Source organism: Duganella sp. (genome assembly GCF_039595735.1).
Taxonomy (GTDB): Bacteria; Pseudomonadota; Gammaproteobacteria; order Burkholderiales; family Burkholderiaceae_D; genus Rugamonas.
Genome location: NZ_JBCNLB010000006.1, coordinates 268,526 through 282,970, shown reverse-complemented (window position 1 = coordinate 282,970; position 14,445 = coordinate 268,526). Strand labels below are relative to the sequence as shown.

The 14,445-nt window shown below is 62.7% G+C and carries 16 protein-coding genes; 5 read left to right on the top strand and 11 right to left on the bottom strand.

Going from position 1 to position 14,445, the window contains the following annotated elements:
* Positions 1 to 10: 10 nt before the first annotated feature.
* Together ABDW57_RS14335 and ABDW57_RS14330 are read right to left on the bottom strand one after the other, a co-directional pair.
* Positions 11 to 1,285, bottom strand: a complete 1,275-nt coding sequence (locus ABDW57_RS14335) for an MFS transporter (RefSeq protein WP_343730853.1) — start codon at positions 1,283 to 1,285, stop codon at positions 11 to 13.
* 81 nt (positions 1,286 to 1,366) lie between these two features.
* Positions 1,367 to 2,140 carry a putative hydro-lyase gene (locus ABDW57_RS14330; protein ID WP_343730852.1) on the bottom strand — a complete coding sequence of 258 codons (774 nt, stop codon included), beginning with the start codon at positions 2,138 to 2,140 and terminating at the stop codon, positions 1,367 to 1,369.
* 149 nt (positions 2,141 to 2,289) lie between these two features.
* Here ABDW57_RS14330 and ABDW57_RS14325 point away from each other — a divergent pair, with 149 nt between their 5' ends.
* The gene (locus ABDW57_RS14325; RefSeq protein ID WP_343730851.1) at positions 2,290 to 3,225 is read left to right on the top strand and encodes a LysR family transcriptional regulator; all 936 of its coding nucleotides are present in this window, start codon (positions 2,290 to 2,292) and stop codon (positions 3,223 to 3,225) included.
* Here ABDW57_RS14325 and ABDW57_RS14320 read toward each other — a convergent pair.
* Together ABDW57_RS14320 and ABDW57_RS14315 are read right to left on the bottom strand one after the other, a co-directional pair.
* Positions 3,204 to 4,895 (bottom strand): pyridoxamine 5'-phosphate oxidase family protein, encoded by a 1,692-nt coding sequence (locus ABDW57_RS14320; RefSeq protein WP_343730850.1) that lies wholly within the window; start codon positions 4,893 to 4,895, stop codon positions 3,204 to 3,206. The genes ABDW57_RS14325 and ABDW57_RS14320 overlap by 22 nt on opposite strands.
* 3 nt (positions 4,896 to 4,898) lie before the next feature.
* Positions 4,899 to 5,522 carry a glutathione S-transferase gene (locus ABDW57_RS14315; protein ID WP_343730849.1) on the bottom strand — a complete coding sequence of 208 codons (624 nt, stop codon included), beginning with the start codon at positions 5,520 to 5,522 and terminating at the stop codon, positions 4,899 to 4,901.
* 105 nt (positions 5,523 to 5,627) lie between these two features.
* On the opposite strand from ABDW57_RS14315, the gene ABDW57_RS14310 reads away from it, so the two are divergent.
* Positions 5,628 to 6,533: a LysR family transcriptional regulator gene (locus tag ABDW57_RS14310; protein WP_343730848.1), complete on the top strand. Its 906-nt coding sequence runs from the start codon at positions 5,628 to 5,630 to the stop codon at positions 6,531 to 6,533.
* Here the strand turns inward: ABDW57_RS14310 and ABDW57_RS14305 are convergent.
* Positions 6,520 to 7,422 carry a DMT family transporter gene (locus tag ABDW57_RS14305; protein ID WP_343730847.1) on the bottom strand — a complete coding sequence of 301 codons (903 nt, stop codon included), beginning with the start codon at positions 7,420 to 7,422 and terminating at the stop codon, positions 6,520 to 6,522. The two genes, ABDW57_RS14310 and ABDW57_RS14305, sit on opposite strands and share 14 nt — an antisense overlap.
* Positions 7,423 to 7,539: 117 nt before the next feature.
* On the opposite strand from ABDW57_RS14305, the gene ABDW57_RS14300 reads away from it, so the two are divergent.
* Genes ABDW57_RS14300 through panC form a run of 3 tightly spaced genes read left to right on the top strand, consistent with a single transcriptional unit; the run spans position 7,540 to position 9,646 of the window.
* On the top strand, positions 7,540 to 7,749 hold the full coding sequence (locus tag ABDW57_RS14300) for a DUF3460 family protein (protein ID WP_155467470.1): 210 nt from the start codon (positions 7,540 to 7,542) through the stop codon (positions 7,747 to 7,749).
* Between the two features lie 23 nt (positions 7,750 to 7,772).
* The gene (locus ABDW57_RS14295) at positions 7,773 to 8,777 is read left to right on the top strand and encodes a ScpA family protein (RefSeq protein ID WP_343730846.1); all 1,005 of its coding nucleotides are present in this window, start codon (positions 7,773 to 7,775) and stop codon (positions 8,775 to 8,777) included.
* Positions 8,778 to 8,806: 29 nt separating this feature from the next.
* A complete protein-coding gene (gene panC, locus ABDW57_RS14290) occupies positions 8,807 to 9,646 on the top strand; it encodes a pantoate--beta-alanine ligase (protein ID WP_343730845.1) in 840 nt (279 codons plus the stop codon).
* Here panC and ABDW57_RS14285 read toward each other — a convergent pair.
* From ABDW57_RS14285 to ABDW57_RS14260, 6 genes are all read right to left on the bottom strand, one after another.
* The gene (locus tag ABDW57_RS14285; RefSeq protein WP_343730844.1) at positions 9,643 to 10,026 is read right to left on the bottom strand and encodes a hypothetical protein; all 384 of its coding nucleotides are present in this window, start codon (positions 10,024 to 10,026) and stop codon (positions 9,643 to 9,645) included. The two genes, panC and ABDW57_RS14285, sit on opposite strands and share 4 nt — an antisense overlap.
* Positions 10,027 to 10,092: 66 nt before the next feature.
* Positions 10,093 to 11,301 carry an HDOD domain-containing protein gene (locus ABDW57_RS14280; protein WP_343730843.1) on the bottom strand — a complete coding sequence of 403 codons (1,209 nt, stop codon included), beginning with the start codon at positions 11,299 to 11,301 and terminating at the stop codon, positions 10,093 to 10,095.
* A 52-nt stretch (positions 11,302 to 11,353) separates the two neighbouring features.
* A complete protein-coding gene (gene cheY, locus ABDW57_RS14275) occupies positions 11,354 to 11,743 on the bottom strand; it encodes a chemotaxis response regulator CheY (protein ID WP_028104141.1) in 390 nt (129 codons plus the stop codon).
* Positions 11,744 to 11,866: 123 nt separating this feature from the next.
* On the bottom strand, positions 11,867 to 12,946 hold the full coding sequence (locus tag ABDW57_RS14270) for a chemotaxis response regulator protein-glutamate methylesterase (protein WP_343730842.1): 1,080 nt from the start codon (positions 12,944 to 12,946) through the stop codon (positions 11,867 to 11,869).
* A gap of 22 nt (positions 12,947 to 12,968) precedes the next feature.
* Entirely contained in the window at positions 12,969 to 13,568 is a 600-nt protein-coding gene (gene cheD / locus ABDW57_RS14265) for a chemoreceptor glutamine deamidase CheD (RefSeq protein WP_343730841.1), read from the bottom strand.
* A gap of 9 nt (positions 13,569 to 13,577) precedes the next feature.
* Positions 13,578 to 14,441 (bottom strand): CheR family methyltransferase, encoded by an 864-nt coding sequence (locus ABDW57_RS14260; protein ID WP_343730840.1) that lies wholly within the window; start codon positions 14,439 to 14,441, stop codon positions 13,578 to 13,580.
* Positions 14,442 to 14,445 lie beyond the last annotated feature (4 nt).

Here is a 14,445-nt window from a genome sequence, read left to right as displayed (position 1 = left end):
GATCTGTACTTCAGGATTCGAGTTGTTTGCCGGCGGTTTCCGGCAAGGTCAAAGCCGCCAGGATCATGACGCCGTACGCCGTGCCGGCAAAGATGCCGATCGCCTCGCCAAGCGCCATCGACTGGCTGCTCATGCCGATCATCAGCGGGAACAGCGATCCCACCGCGCGGCCCATGTTGTAGCTGAAGCCCTGGCCCGAGCCGCGGATGGCAGTCGGGAACAGCTCCGTCAGAAAAGCGCCCATGCCGCTGAACACGCCGGACACGCAGAAGCCCAGCGGGAAGCCGAGGAACAGCATCACGCCATCGGTCACGGGCAAACGGGTATAAGCCAGGGCAATGCACATCGAGCCGGTGGCAAACAGGATGAAGTTCTTCTTGCGCCCCAGGTAATCGGTCAGGAAGGCGCTGACGATGTAGCCGACATAGGAGCCGACGATCACCATGGCCAGGTAGCCGCCGGTGCCCAGCACCGTCAGGTGGCGTTCGGTCTTGAGGAAAGTCGGCAGCCAGGTGGTAATGGCGTAGTAGCCGCCTTGTGCGCCGGTGGTCAGCAGCACGGCGCGCAGGGTCACGCTCAGCATCTTTGGCGAAAAGATCTGCCAGAACGATGGCTGGCCTTCGGCACGCGCAGCCTTCTTTTTCACGGCCACGTACACTTCCGGCTCATCGACAAAGCGGCGGATAAAGATCACGAACAGCGCTGGCAGTATCCCCAGCAGGAAAAGCGATCGCCACGCCCATTCGGCCGGCAGCAGCGAGAACATCAGGGCATACAGCAGTGCGGACACGCCCCAGCCGATCGCCCATCCGGCCTGCACCATGCCGACCGCTTTGCCACGGTCCTTGGCGCGGATGACTTCCCCGATAAGGATGGCGCCGGCCGTCCACTCGCCGCCCATGCCAAAGCCCATCAGGCCGCGCGCCCATAGCAGTTGGGTGAAATTCTGCGCCAGACCGCACAGCACGGTGAAGAAGGCGAACCACAGTATCGTGATCTGCAGCGCTTTCACGCGGCCGATGCGGTCGGACAGGATACCGGCGATCCAGCCGCCGGCAGCGGAAGTCAGCAGCGTCACCGTGCCGATCAGGCCCGCGTCGCCCTTGGACAGGCCCCAGGTGGCGATCAGCGTGGGAATGACGAAGCTGAGGAACTGCGTATCCATTGCGTCCAGCGCGTAACCGATCTTGCAGCTCCAGAAGGTGCGGCGCTCCTTGCCGGTCAGGGCGAAAAACCAGGAAAAGAACCCTTCCCGCTGTTCGGTGCTTAGTGCTTGTGTGCTCATCGTGTTCCCCTTTTTGAAGGCGCAGCAGTCCCCGTTCGGGCCAGTGGTATTGGCCCGTTCCGGTGCTGCGCTGTTTTTAGATTAAAAAGCTGCGAGTGAAGAATTGAGTATGTCGGTCACCAGCATGTAGCCCGGCTGGTGGGTGATCACCAGCGGCAGACCCGCGTGGCGTATGGCTTCCTGCGGTGTCACACCGCAAGCCCAGAACACAGGGATTTCATCAGGCATGATCTCGACCGCATCACCGTAGTCGGGCTGCAAGATGTCGGTAATGCCGATCAGGCCTGGATCGCCCAGATGAACCGGCGCGCCATGCACCGCTGGATAGCGGCTGGTGATCTGAATCGCGCGGATGGCATCGGCCGCTTTCATCGGCCGCATGGAGACCACCATCTCGCCGCCGAACGGGCCGGCGGGATGGTTACGGATATTGGTGCGGAACATGGCGACATTGCGGCGCTGCTCCACATGGCGCAGACGGATGCCCGCTTCCTGCAGCATGTGCTCAAACGAGAACGAGCAGCCAATGGCAAACACCACCAGGTCATCCCGCCAGACCTCATGCAGCGCCCAGGTTTGCCCGGCCAATTTACCTTCGCGATAAATGTTGTAGCCGGGGATGTCGCTGCGGATGTCCAGGTCGGCGCCCAGGCGCGGCAGATTCCATTGCCCCGGCTCGCCCACCGCCAGCAGTGGACATGCGCGCTGGTTGCGTTGGCTGAACTGCAGGAAGTCATGCGCATGCGCTTGCGGCAGGATGACCAGGTTGGCCTGGGCATAGGGACCGCAATAACCGGCGGTGGGCTGGCGGAAGGCGCCGCTCCGGACCTGCTGGCGCAATTCAAGTGGTGTCATGGCTGGCTCGCTAATCATATTAAAACTGCATGAGATAAGAATAATCTCGAATAACCACACAGGCTATCTAGTTATTGTTGCTGTTGTTGTTTAGTTTTTCTTACCACTCTGCGCTATCCTGGTGCATGGGGTTAAGGTATTCTTGTTGCATGAATACCCGCTTCTTGGAGACCTTCGTCATCCTCGCCCAGCTGCGCAGCTTCCGCGCGACGGCGCAAGCGCTGCACGCCACGCCCGCCGCGATCTCCCTGCGCATCAAGACGCTGGAAGAAGAGCTGCAAACGGAGCTCATCGACCGCAACAGCAAGGACTTCCGCCTCACCGCCAATGCCGAATACCTGCTGGGTCATGCCAAAGCGGTGGTCGATGCGACCCGCCGCCTGCAGGCGGCAGCGCACAAGGACAGTGCGGTGCGCGGCCGCTTGCGCCTGGGCGTGATCGAATCGGTGGTGCACAGCTGGCTGGCGCAGTACATCCGTGAGCTGAACGCGCTGTATCCGGAAATCGAAGTCGATCTGGCGGTCGACATGAGCAATGTGCTGGAGCGCCGGCTGCGCGCCCGCGAGCTGGATCTGGTGATTCAGGTGGAGGGGGTGGAAAGCAGCGATATCGTGTCTGAAGCGCTGGCGGCCTATCCGCTGCACTGGATCGCGCGCAAAGGCCTGCTGGACCCGCGCAAGGAAGGGTTGAATCAGCGCCTGCTGCAACTGCCGATCCTGACCTTTGGGCGCGGCACGGCGCCGCACCGCATGCTGGAGGAGATCGTCAGCAAGATGGCCAACCTGGCCATGGTGCCGCTGGAGCAGACGCGCATCACCTGCTCGCCGTCGGTGGCGGCGATTGTGCAGTTGATGAAGGATGGTTATGGCGTGGCCGCGATACCCAGCCTGTTCGTGGCGGGCTTGCTCGACAGCGGCGAATTCGTTGAGCTGCCGGTACAGCCGGAACCGCCGTCGATTATCGTCTCCATGTGCCTTCACACCAATGCCGAGATGCTGGTGCATGCCGCCGCCAACGCGGCACGCCAGTCCTGCGCCAGCTATTGCGCGCAGGTTGATCCCCGCTACATCAAGTCGCTGGGCTGAGGCACCGGACGACTCGGACCGAACGACTCGAAGCGAATGCGCTGGTCGGGCACATTCAGCTCGCGCAGGGCGGCATACATCGTTTGCATGAAGCCGGTCGGGCCGCACAGGTAGAAATCGTAATCACCGGGCGGCAGCAGCTGGCGCAGGCGTTGCAGGTCGAGCCGCTCGCGCTGTACGTGCACCGCCAGGTTGTTGTGCCCCGCCGCCAGCGTTTGCAGGTGCACGGCAAATGGATGCGCCACCTCGCGCGCGCCATGAATGAAGTAGATCGGATGACGGTGGCGCGTGCGGCTGCCGTTAACCAGCACGCTGTTCAGCATGGCGATCATGGGCGTGATGCCGATGCCGGCCGATAGCATCACCGCCGGACGCTGGGTGCCTTCTTCAAACACGAAGTCGCCGCCAGGTCCCATCAACTCAATCTGCCCGCCGGGGGCAAGGTGCGCGTGCAGCCATGCCGACACCACGCCGGCGCGCTTGACGCTGATGCGGTAGCTGCGGCCGTTGGCGGCATCGGAAATCGTGTAGCTGCGCTCCTGCGAAGCCGCGCCGCCCTCGGCCCACGCGGGCACCCGCAGCGTGATGTATTGTCCCGGCGCGTGCGCGGCCACGCCGAAGCCGTCCGCAGGCTCAAGGTAGAAGGAACGCACGTCGGCGCTTTCCTGCACCACTTGCACCACGTTGAACGGACGCCAGCTTTGCGACATCACAGCGGCGGACTGCGCGCGGTCCGCTTCAGTCCAGCTGCCGGTACGGGCCACTTGCATCGCGGGCTGCGCGTCGGTCCAGCGGAACGGCAGCGCGGCGACGTTGCGCACCACTTCGCGTACATGGAAACGCAGCAACCGTTCGGCGCCGGCAAAGGCCTGCAGTTGCGGGCCGTCCCAGATAATCTCCGCATCCACCGCGATGTGCAGCATGTCACCACGTTCGAAATCGATAAACAGCAGGCCGGCACGCGGGTACTCGTTCACGTTGCCCAGTGTGTTGAAGAAGAAGTTGCCGACAAATTCTGGCGAGGTCAGCGTGCGCTCGTCATCAATGCGCACAAAGCCAGGCCGGCCGCCGCGATGCGATACGTCGACGCCGCGACCACGGCCCGCCTCCTCGTTCATGTTGGCGGTGGCGATGAAGAAGGTGTCGGCGCGGGCGATCAGTTCACGATCAGCCGCCGTCAGCGCCACGCCGCGCAGCACCTGCACTTTGTGGCCGTCATCCGGCGCGGCGCTGTGCTGACGGTGCTGGATGTACTGCGGGCAGTTGCCGAAGCTCTGCGTCACGGCGATACGCAGCCCGCCCTCGTCCGCCGCCACGATCTCGCCATTGACGCGATTGCGGCGGCGCGTGGTCGGCTCCAGGCCCAGACCGCCCACATGATCGCCAAGGCGCACTTGCCCTTCCAGCGGATCGCCGGCCAACATGCCGCCGCTGATGTGCAGCGTGCATTCGTCCGGCGTGCTGATGAAGCCTGGAGCAGCCGCCAGCATGGTGGCCCACGGCTGGCCCGACGCATCCAGCGCGCCAAGGAAGAAGAACGGCAGCGCACCATAAAACTGGCGATGCTGCTCCGGCATGAAGTCGCGGATGAATGCCGCCGCGCCGGCCATGTGATCGCGCACGCCTACGCGTTCCTGGATCGCCAATTCGCCAGCATGGAAGGGCGTCATGATTTATACCTCCTCTGGTGCCAGACCGGCTTTGGTGGCAGGCATCGGCACAAAGCCCGGCAACGCGCGGACGTTGTCCAGCCAGGCGCGGATGTTGGGGTACGGTTTGAGCGACACGCCGCCTTCCGGCGCGTGGGCGATATAGCTGTAGCCGGCGACATCGGCAATGGTGGCGTGATCGCCCACCAGCCAGCGGCGGCCTTGCAGTTCGCGCTCCATCACGTCGAACAGGCGCACGGCCATGGTTTTGGCGGCTTCGTGATCGCGCGGCGCGTTGAACACGGTGACCAGGCGCGCAGTGGCCGGACCGCCGGCGATCTTGCCGGCGGCGACCGACAACCAGCGCTGCACATGGGCGCCGACAACAGGATCGCGCGGCAGCCAGCGGCCGGTGTCGTCGTATTTTGAGGCCAGGTAGACCAGGATGGCATTCGAGTCGGCCAGCGTGACGGCGCCGTCTTGCAGCACCGGGATTTCGCCAAAGGCGTTCATGCTCAGGAACGGTTGTTTTTTGTGCTCGGCGTTGGCCAGGTCGACCGTCACATATTCATGCGGCAGATTCAGCAGGCTCAGGAACAGTTGCACGCGGTGGGTGTGGCCGGAAAGTGGAATGCCGTACAGTTTCATGATGACTCCTTGGTGGTTGATGAGGCCAGTATAGGGAGCTGCCATCGTCCTGATAAGCCGGACAAATAAGGAATCAGAGTCCACTTAAAGTGTACAATCGAAAATATGATCGATCTCAACACCATCAACCTGAACCGCCTGACCACCTTTGTAGCGGTGGTCGAGGCCGGTTCGCTCACGGCCGCCGCCGAGCGCCTGGGACTGGCCAAGTCCATGGTCAGCAAGCATATGCAGTTGCTGGAGCAGGAAATTGGCGTAGGCCTGCTGCTGCGCTCCACCCGCAAGCTGAGTCTGACCGAGGCGGGACGCACGTTTTACGATTCCAGCCGCCAGCTGCTGCAGGCGGCGGAGCAAGCCATCGAGCAGGTGCGCAGCGGGCGCAACGCGCCGCAGGGCACGCTGCGGGTGGCGTCGCCGATCGACTATGGCGTGATTGTGGTGTCGCCGGTGCTGGCGCAGCTGCGCGCCCGCTACCCGGCGCTGAAGATCGACCTGACCTGCGGCGACCATCGCATCGACCTGATCGCGGAAGGCATCGACGTCACGGTCCGGCTGGGCAAGCTGGCCGATTCCGGCCACATGGCCGCCCGGGTGGATACGCTGACGCGCTGGCTGGTGGCCAGTCCGGCTTTCCTGGCCGCCCATGGCACCCCGGCCACGCCGGACGATTTGCCGGCGTTGCCCTACATTGCCTTGTCCGTGATCCCGCAGCCGGCACAGTTCACCCTGAGCGACCATGCCGGCAGCGAGGTCGACGTGCGCATGCGGAACACGGTATTCTCGTCCAACACCGCTTACGCCACGCGCGCGGCGGCACTGGCCGGCGACGGCATCCTGCGTGCCACCACGTTTTCGGTCAAGGACGATGTGGCGGCAGGAAGGCTGGTGCGGGTGCTGCCCGATTGGTCGCTGCCGGAGAGCGATATTCACGCGGTCTACCCCGCCACCTCGCATTTGCCGCAGAAGGTGCGCGTCTTCATCGACGCCTTGAAAGCCGCTACCGGCGGCTAGCCGAAACCACAATGCCGCCGACGATCAGGGCGAAAGCGGCGGCATGATAGCCATGCGGCGCCTCGCCCAGGAAGGCCGAGGACAACACGGCGGTAAACAGCGGCGTCAGGTTGACGAAGAAAGCGCCGACCGACGGCCCCGCCTCTCGCACGCCCGCGCCCCAGCAGCCAAACGCGATGATCGCCGGGCAGGTGGAAACATACACCAACGCCGCCGCCAGCGCCCAGCCCCACTGCACGGCTATCGCGCCCAGCGCCTGCTCGCCCACTGCGAACGCGCCCGACCACAGCGTGCCGAACGCCACTTGGGCCAGCAGGAAACTGGCCCAGTTGGCCCGTACCGCGGCCGGTTCCTTGGCGCGCAGCAGCAGCCAGCTGTACAGCGACCAGGCGATGGTGGCCAGTATCATGAACAGGTCGCCAGCCACCAGCCGCAATTCCAGTACATGGCGCCATTCGCCGCGCGCCAGCACCAGCAGCACCCCGGCAATCGACAGCACGGCGCCGGCAATCTGTTTGCGGCTGACTGGCACGTCGAAGAACAGGCGGCCGGTCAGCATCATCCATACCGGCATGCCGGACGCCACCAGGGTGACGTTGATCGGCGTCGAGCTTTGCAGCGCCATGTATTGCAGCGCGTTGTACATGCCGATGCCCAGCAGGCCGAGGATGGCGTAGGTTTTCCAGTGCTGCCACAGTCCGGCCTCGCGACGGAACACCGGGCCAGCCAGCGGCAGCAGGATGAAGAAGGCGATGGCCCAGCGCAGGAAGTTCAGCAGCACCGGCGGCAGCATGTCGTGCACCAGGCGGCCAACGATGGCGTTGCCGGCCCACAGCAGCGGCGGCAGGGTCAGCAGGAAAATGGTTTTGGGTGTCAGGCGGGATGTCATTTTTACTATTCGTACAACATTGTCCTCCAGAGCATACCCGATCGCGAGCGATAGAAATAGCGCGGGAACGCTGCGGCGCGGTAAAATACCCGTTGCTGATCCACCCACTTAGATAATATGAAACTTTCTAAACAACATTCGATGTACGAATCCGAGCACACCCTGTTCATCAAGGCGTTGAAGGAAAAGAATCCTGGCATTGAAGAAGGCCAGCAGAAAGGCCGCGCGCTGCTGTGGGACCGTCCGCCGATCTCGCTGGATGAGCAGCAGCGTCAGCTGGAATCAGCCGTCAAGCAACAAGCTTACGTCTACCAGAACAAGGTCTAAGCACCACACGCGGGGCGGCAAGGATGTTGCCAGACGATACGGCTGACTTGGAGCCGCCAGTACCGGAAGCCGATCTCGGCACGCCGGAAGGCAGCGCTAACCCGCTTGCCGAGGCAGCCAAGGCAGCCGAAGCCGTTGCCGCCAACGATGCGCTCCCGCAGCCGGCCGACGCCGCCGAACCGGCCAAACCGGCCGATCCTGCGGCGGCCGAGGCCGCTGCAGCCGAAGCCGCCGCCCTCACCGAAGAAGTTGCCGCCCTCGCCCGCCTGTACGGCGAGCCGCTGCTCAAGCTGCCGACCGACCTGTACATCCCGCCCGACGCGCTGGAAGTCTTCCTCGACGCGTTTGAAGGCCCGCTCGACCTGCTGCTGTACCTGATCCGCAAGCAAAACTTCAACATCCTCGACATTCCGATGGCGCAGCTGACGCTGCAGTACCTGAAGTATGTCGACCAGATCCGCCTGTCCAACCTTGAACTGGCGGCGGAATATCTGTTGATGGCGGCGATGCTGATCGAGATCAAGTCGCGCATGCTGCTGCCGCAGCGCCAGGCCGACCTGGACGTGGAAGCGGACGACCCGCGCGCCGAGCTGGTGCGCCGCCTGCTGGAATACGAACAGATCAAGCTGGCCGCCTACGACCTCAACGCCATCCCGCAAGTCGACCGCGATTTCGTCCGCACCCAGATCTTCATCGAGCAAAGCCTCACACCGGCCTGGCCGCATGTCGAAGCGATCGACCTGCAGCAAGCCTGGATGGACGTGATGAAGCGCGCCAAGCTAACCCAGCACCACAAAATCAGCCGCGAGGAATTGTCGGTGCGCGAGCACATGACCAGCATCCTGCGCCGCCTGCAATCGGCCCGCTTCGTCGAGTTTGCCGACCTGTTCGACATCGCCGGCGGCGTGCCGGTGGTGGTGGTGAACTTTGTGGCGCTGCTGGAGCTGGCCAAGGAAACCCTGATTGAAATTACCCAGGCCGAACCGTTCGCACCGATTTACGTGCGGCTGGCCTACTCGCCGGCGTAAGCCGGCACCAAGAATGAGCTGACACCACCATGAAAATCATCACCTCCATTGAAGAACTGCGCGACCAACTGAGCGGCCAGCTGCGCACGGCGTTTGTCCCCACCATGGGCAATCTGCACGAAGGCCACCTGTCGCTGATGCGCCTGGCGCGCAAGCACGGCGACCCGGTGGTGGCGTCGATCTTCGTCAACCGTCTGCAGTTCGGCCCGAACGAAGACTTCGACAAGTATCCGCGCACCTTCCAGGCCGACGTGGAGAAGCTGGAGAAGGAAGGCGTGTATGTGCTGTTTGCGCCGACCGAGAAGGATCTGTATCCGGAGCCGCAGGAGTACCGCGTGCAGCCGCCGGATGGTCTCGGCAATACGCTGGAAGGCGAATTCCGTCCGGGCTTCTTCAACGGCGTGTGCACGGTGGTGACCAAGCTGTTCTCGTGCGTGCAGCCGCGCGTGGCGGTGTTCGGCAAGAAGGATTACCAGCAGCTGATGATCGTGCGGAATATGGCGCGCCAGTTTGCCATGCCGACCGAGATTATCGCTGCGGAGACCTACCGCGCGGATGATGGCCTGGCGCTGTCGTCGCGCAATATGTACCTGTCGGAGGCGGAGCGCGCCGAGGCGCCGGCGCTGTATCAGGCGCTGAATGCGGTGGCCAACGAAGTGCGTTCGGGCCATCTGGACGTGTTCCAGCTGGAACACAAGGCGATGGACGATCTGGCTAAGCGCGGCTGGAAGCCCGATTACATTTCGATCCGCAAGCGCAACGACCTGCAACCGCCAAACGCCGGCGATCTGGCGCAAGGCACGCCGCTGGTGGTGCTGGCCGCCGCCAAGCTCGGCACCACCCGCCTGATCGACAATCTGGAAATCTAAGGCTTGCCCGCAGGCGGCACGGCCGGCAACACGGCCGCGCCCTGCGGCGACAGCTGGATGATGACCGCCGGCGTGCTGATGGGCACAGCAGCCGGTGGCGTCACGGGAGGCTGGTGCGACAGCAGATTCATCATCAATCCAGCCATCCCGAGGAACGTTGCAACGAACATCGCGATCATGGCGATGAGCAGCCCGGCTATCCACTTGATAATCTCGGCCTTCGCCGTTTCAATCGCACTGACTATCTTGGCATCAACCGCGTCAAAGCGCGCATGGATGGTGGTAAAGCGCTCGGTCATCACCAGGCGCAGGTCATCAACGGCGGTGCGCACGTCACCTACCTTGTTGTCGATGTACTCTCTGTCGGAATTGGCGTTCATGATGAAGCCATCATGCGCTGCGCAATCGGGAGCGTCAACGGTTGCGCGTCCGGTGTTTGATGTGAATCAGGCGGCGACGTTTTGGGCCCAGGCCAGGGCGGAGAGGTGGGCCTTGTTGACGTCCAGCGGGCTCAGTTTCAAGTTAGCGGCCAGCGAGGCCACCAGGTCGGAATTCAGTTCGCAGGCTTCGGCCAGCGCCAAGTAAGGACCGTATTTGCCGCTGCGCGTCAGCAACGCGGCCACCACATCGTCGGACAGCTGAATATTGGCCAGCACTTCCTGCATCGGAATGCCCAGCAGCCGGTCCAGCAGCGAGAACATCCCCGCCACGAACACATTCTCCGCCTCGCTCTTGCCCAGCGCCGATTGCGCCAGCAGCTCGGCCAGACGGCCGCGCACCACCGCCGTCTCCAGCAGCACCGGCGAATAGCCCGAGGTGCTGGCCGTCGCCAGCAGCAGGGTCAGCCAGCGGTACAGCGGCGTATAGCCCAGCAGGGTCAGGGCCTGCCGCAGGGACTGCACTTCCCTGCCCGCGCCAAAACCGGCCGAGTTGATGAAGCGCAGCAGCTTGTAGGACAGCGTGGCGTCGCGCTTGAGCACCGCTTCCAGCTGGGCGATGTCGGCATTCTGCCGCACCATCTGCATCAGCTGCATGATGATGGTCTGGGCCGGATTCAGGCCCTTGGTATCGGTCGAGGGACGCGGCGTCAGATGCAGCTTGCCGACAAAGGCGTTCAGGCCCAGCGCCGCGCAGGCGTCAAAGTCGGCCCAGTTGCTGACCGGCCGCGCAATCATGCCCACCGAAGATTGTTTCAAGGACGCATAGGTGCGCGCCTGCGCCCCCACATCCGCACCCGAAAAGCGCACTTCCACATAGGAAGCCAAGGTCGGTAGACGGCTGCCGACGCGGGTCAGGTCGATCTGCCGCAGCAGGATGCCGACACCGCCGGCGCGCAGCCCCTGCACGGCGGCCAGGGTATCGGGATTGGCCAGCTCGGCCGCCTTGATCGACAGCACGGTGCGCTCCGGCGGCAGCGCGTGCAGCGCGTCGGTCGACAGCATGGCGGGAACAGCTTCAAGGAAAAGGATTTTGTCTCGCAACAACCAGCCGTCATCCTCATCAAGGACCTGGCTGGCGACGAAACCGACCAGCGACTCCAGCGCATCAAGCGTCGAGCCGCCAGCCGAGGCTTGCTGCCACGTCAGTTCGTAGCCAACGACCCGCTGTTTTGGGTCAAGCAAGGGTTCGCGGACGAGAAAGTTGGTTTGGTGCATGGCACTATCGCGTAAACAAGGTCCGCACCCCCTGCTTTATTACCTGACGATATCAAGCTCCGAGTTTTTCGAAGATCTTGTTCAGTTTTTCGTCCAGCGTGGCGGCGGTGAAGGGCTTCACCACATAGCCGTTGGCGCCGGCTTGCGCCGCCGCGATGATGTTTTCCTTCTTGGCTTCAGCGGTCACCATCAACACCGGCAGCTTGGCCAGGGCTGGATCAGCACGGATGTTTTGCAACATGGTCAGGCCGTCCATGTTCGGCATGTTCCAGTCGGACACGACGAAGTCGAACTGCTCCGCACGCAGCTTGGCCAGCGCCATCACGCCGTCTTCGGCCTCGTCGACATTGGCATAACCCAGTTCTTTTAACAGATTCCGGACGATGCGACGCATCGTCGAAAAATCGTCAACAACTAAAAATTTCATCTTTGGATCAGCCATGAATTGCTCCGTTGATTCTCTACGCGGTTGTTAATAGTGCCTACAATTGGCAACAAGTTGTAGGATAGCATTTTCGTTGCTTGAAGGCGAACAAAGTAGCAGTAAAACGTCACAGTTGTTCATTTAAACACGCAAGGCGCGCATACCGTGTTGTGCGAGGTAACCGAGCACCATGCCGGGCAGCGCCTGCAATGCCCCAACTTCGTGCGTGGCCCCCACGGCAATCGCCTCGCGCGGCATGCCGAACACCACGCAACTGGCCTCGTCCTGCGCAAAATTATACGCCCCGGCGTTCTTCATCTCCAGCATGCCGGCCGCGCCATCCTTGCCCATGCCAGTCAGGATAACACCGACTGCGTTTTTACCGGCGGCTTGTGCAGCGGAACGGAACAACACATCCACCGATGGCCGATGGCGGTTGACGGGCTCAGCCTGGTCGATGCGGGTCATGTAGTTGGCGCCGCTGCGGGTCAGGTACAGGTGCGAGTGGCCGGGCGCGATATAAGCGTGGCCCGGCAGCACGCGCTCGTTGCCCTGCGCTTCCTGCACCGAGATCTTGCACAGCGAGTCCAGCCGCTTGGCAAACGAGCGGGTGAAGCCTTCCGGCATGTGCTGGGTGATCAGAATGCCGGGGCAGTCGGACGGCATTTGCATCAGGAATTCGCGGATCGCCTCGGTGCCGCCGGTGGAGGCGCCAATGATGATCAGCTTTTCCGACGACAGCAGCGGGTTGCGCAAGGCCGACAACGGCGCCGCGCCATGCCCTTCCGCACCCGGCTGCGGCAGGCGGCGCGCCTGCACGCGCGCCTTGGAGGCGGCGCGGATCTTGTCGGTGATCAGATCGGTGTACTCGCGCATGCCGGCCTGGATCGAGATTTTCGGCTTGGTGACGAAATCCACCGCGCCCAGCTCCAGCGCGCGCATGGTGATCTCGGAGCCGCGCTCGGTCAGCGAGGACACCATCACCACCGGCATCGGCCGCAGGCGCATCAGTTTTTCCAGGAAATCGAGGCCGTCCATCTTGGGCATTTCGACGTCCAGCGTCAGCACATCGGGATTGGTTTGCTTGATCAGTTCGCGCGCCACCAGCGGATCGGGCGCCACGCCCACCACTTCCATGTCGGGCTGGGAATTGATGATCTCGGTCATCACGCTGCGGATCAGTGCGGAGTCGTCGCACACCAGGACTTTGATCTTACTCATGACAGTGCTACCTTCTTATTATTTAAAACAGATCGATCTCGCCACCCACCGGCGCCACCTTGAGGCGGCTGGCGTATTCAATTTCGCGTTTGACCAGGGTGTCGTTATGGCTTTGCATCAGCTTCTTGACCAGCACCTTGCCGGTGCGCGGGAAGAAGTAGACCTTGCGCGGATAGATATCGTTCAAGTCTTCCGCCACCACGCGGATGCGCTCCACCTTGAGGAAGTTCAGCACGAAGGCGGCGTTGCGTTCGCCAACGTTGATGGCGGTGAAGCCCTTCAGCACCGCGCCGCCGCCAAACACCTTGGCTTCCATGTTCTCGCGCTTGGCGCCGGCCTTGAGCAGGTCGTTGATCAGGATCTCCATGGCGTAGGTGCCGTAGCGCGCCGAGGCCGACACCGGGCTGCCGGTATCGCCGCCGCCATCCGGCAGCATGAAGTGGTTCATGCCGCCCAGGCCGGTGACGCGGTCGCGGATGCAGGCCGACACGCAGGAGCCCAGCACGGTCACGATCAACATGTCCTTGTTGGTGAAGTAGTACTCGCCCGGCAAGATCTTGGCCGCCTGGCAGTCGAACGTCCGGTCGTAATAGACATTCGTGGCAAATTGTTCAAGGTCCATGTTTTATTCTCATGTGCGTTGCGGTGTTTTGCGGGCCGCAGCGTTGTCGTCCAGCTCGTAGACGGTTTTGCCGCGCAGTTTCAACGACTCCGAGACATACAGGAAGTTCTCCGAGTGCCCGGCAAACAGCAGGGCATCCGGTTTCATTAACGGTACAAAGCGCGACAGGATCTTGCGCTGGGTCGCCTTGTCAAAGTAGATCATGACGTTCCGGCAAAAGATCGCGTCGAACTGGCCGCTGATCGGCCAGCTGTCGGCCAGCAGATTCAACTGCTTGAACGTGATCATATTACGCAATTCCGGGCGCACGCGCGCCATCCCTTCGCGGTCGCCCTTGCCCTTCAAAAAGAAACGGCGCTGGCGCTCGGGCAGCATCTTGTCCAGCCGGTCCATGGTGTAGACGCCGTTGGCGGCGTGGGCCAGCACATTGGTGTCGATGTCGGTGGCGATGATCTGGCAGTTCGGCGTCAGGGTGTTGAAGGCCTCGCAGACCGTCATGGCGATCGAATACGGTTCCTCGCCGGTGGAACTGGCCGAGCACCAGATGTTCAGCGGCTCGCGCTTGCCCTTGATGTGCTCGGCCAGCAGCGGAAAGTGGTGGGCTTCGCGGAAGAACGAGGTCAGGTTGGTGGTGAGGGCGTTGGTGAACGATTCCCACTCCTCGCCCAGGCGTCCGGCTTCCAGATCGTCCAGGTACTTGGCGAACGAATCGATGCCGGTGGCGCGCAGGCGGCGCGCCAGGCGGCTGTAGACCATTTCCTGCTTGCTGTCGGCCAGCGAAATGCCGGCGCGCTTGTAGATCAAGCCGCGTACGCGCTCGAAGTCCCTGGCGTTGAAGTCAAATTCCTTGACCGTCTCTTTTGATTGCGGCATACGT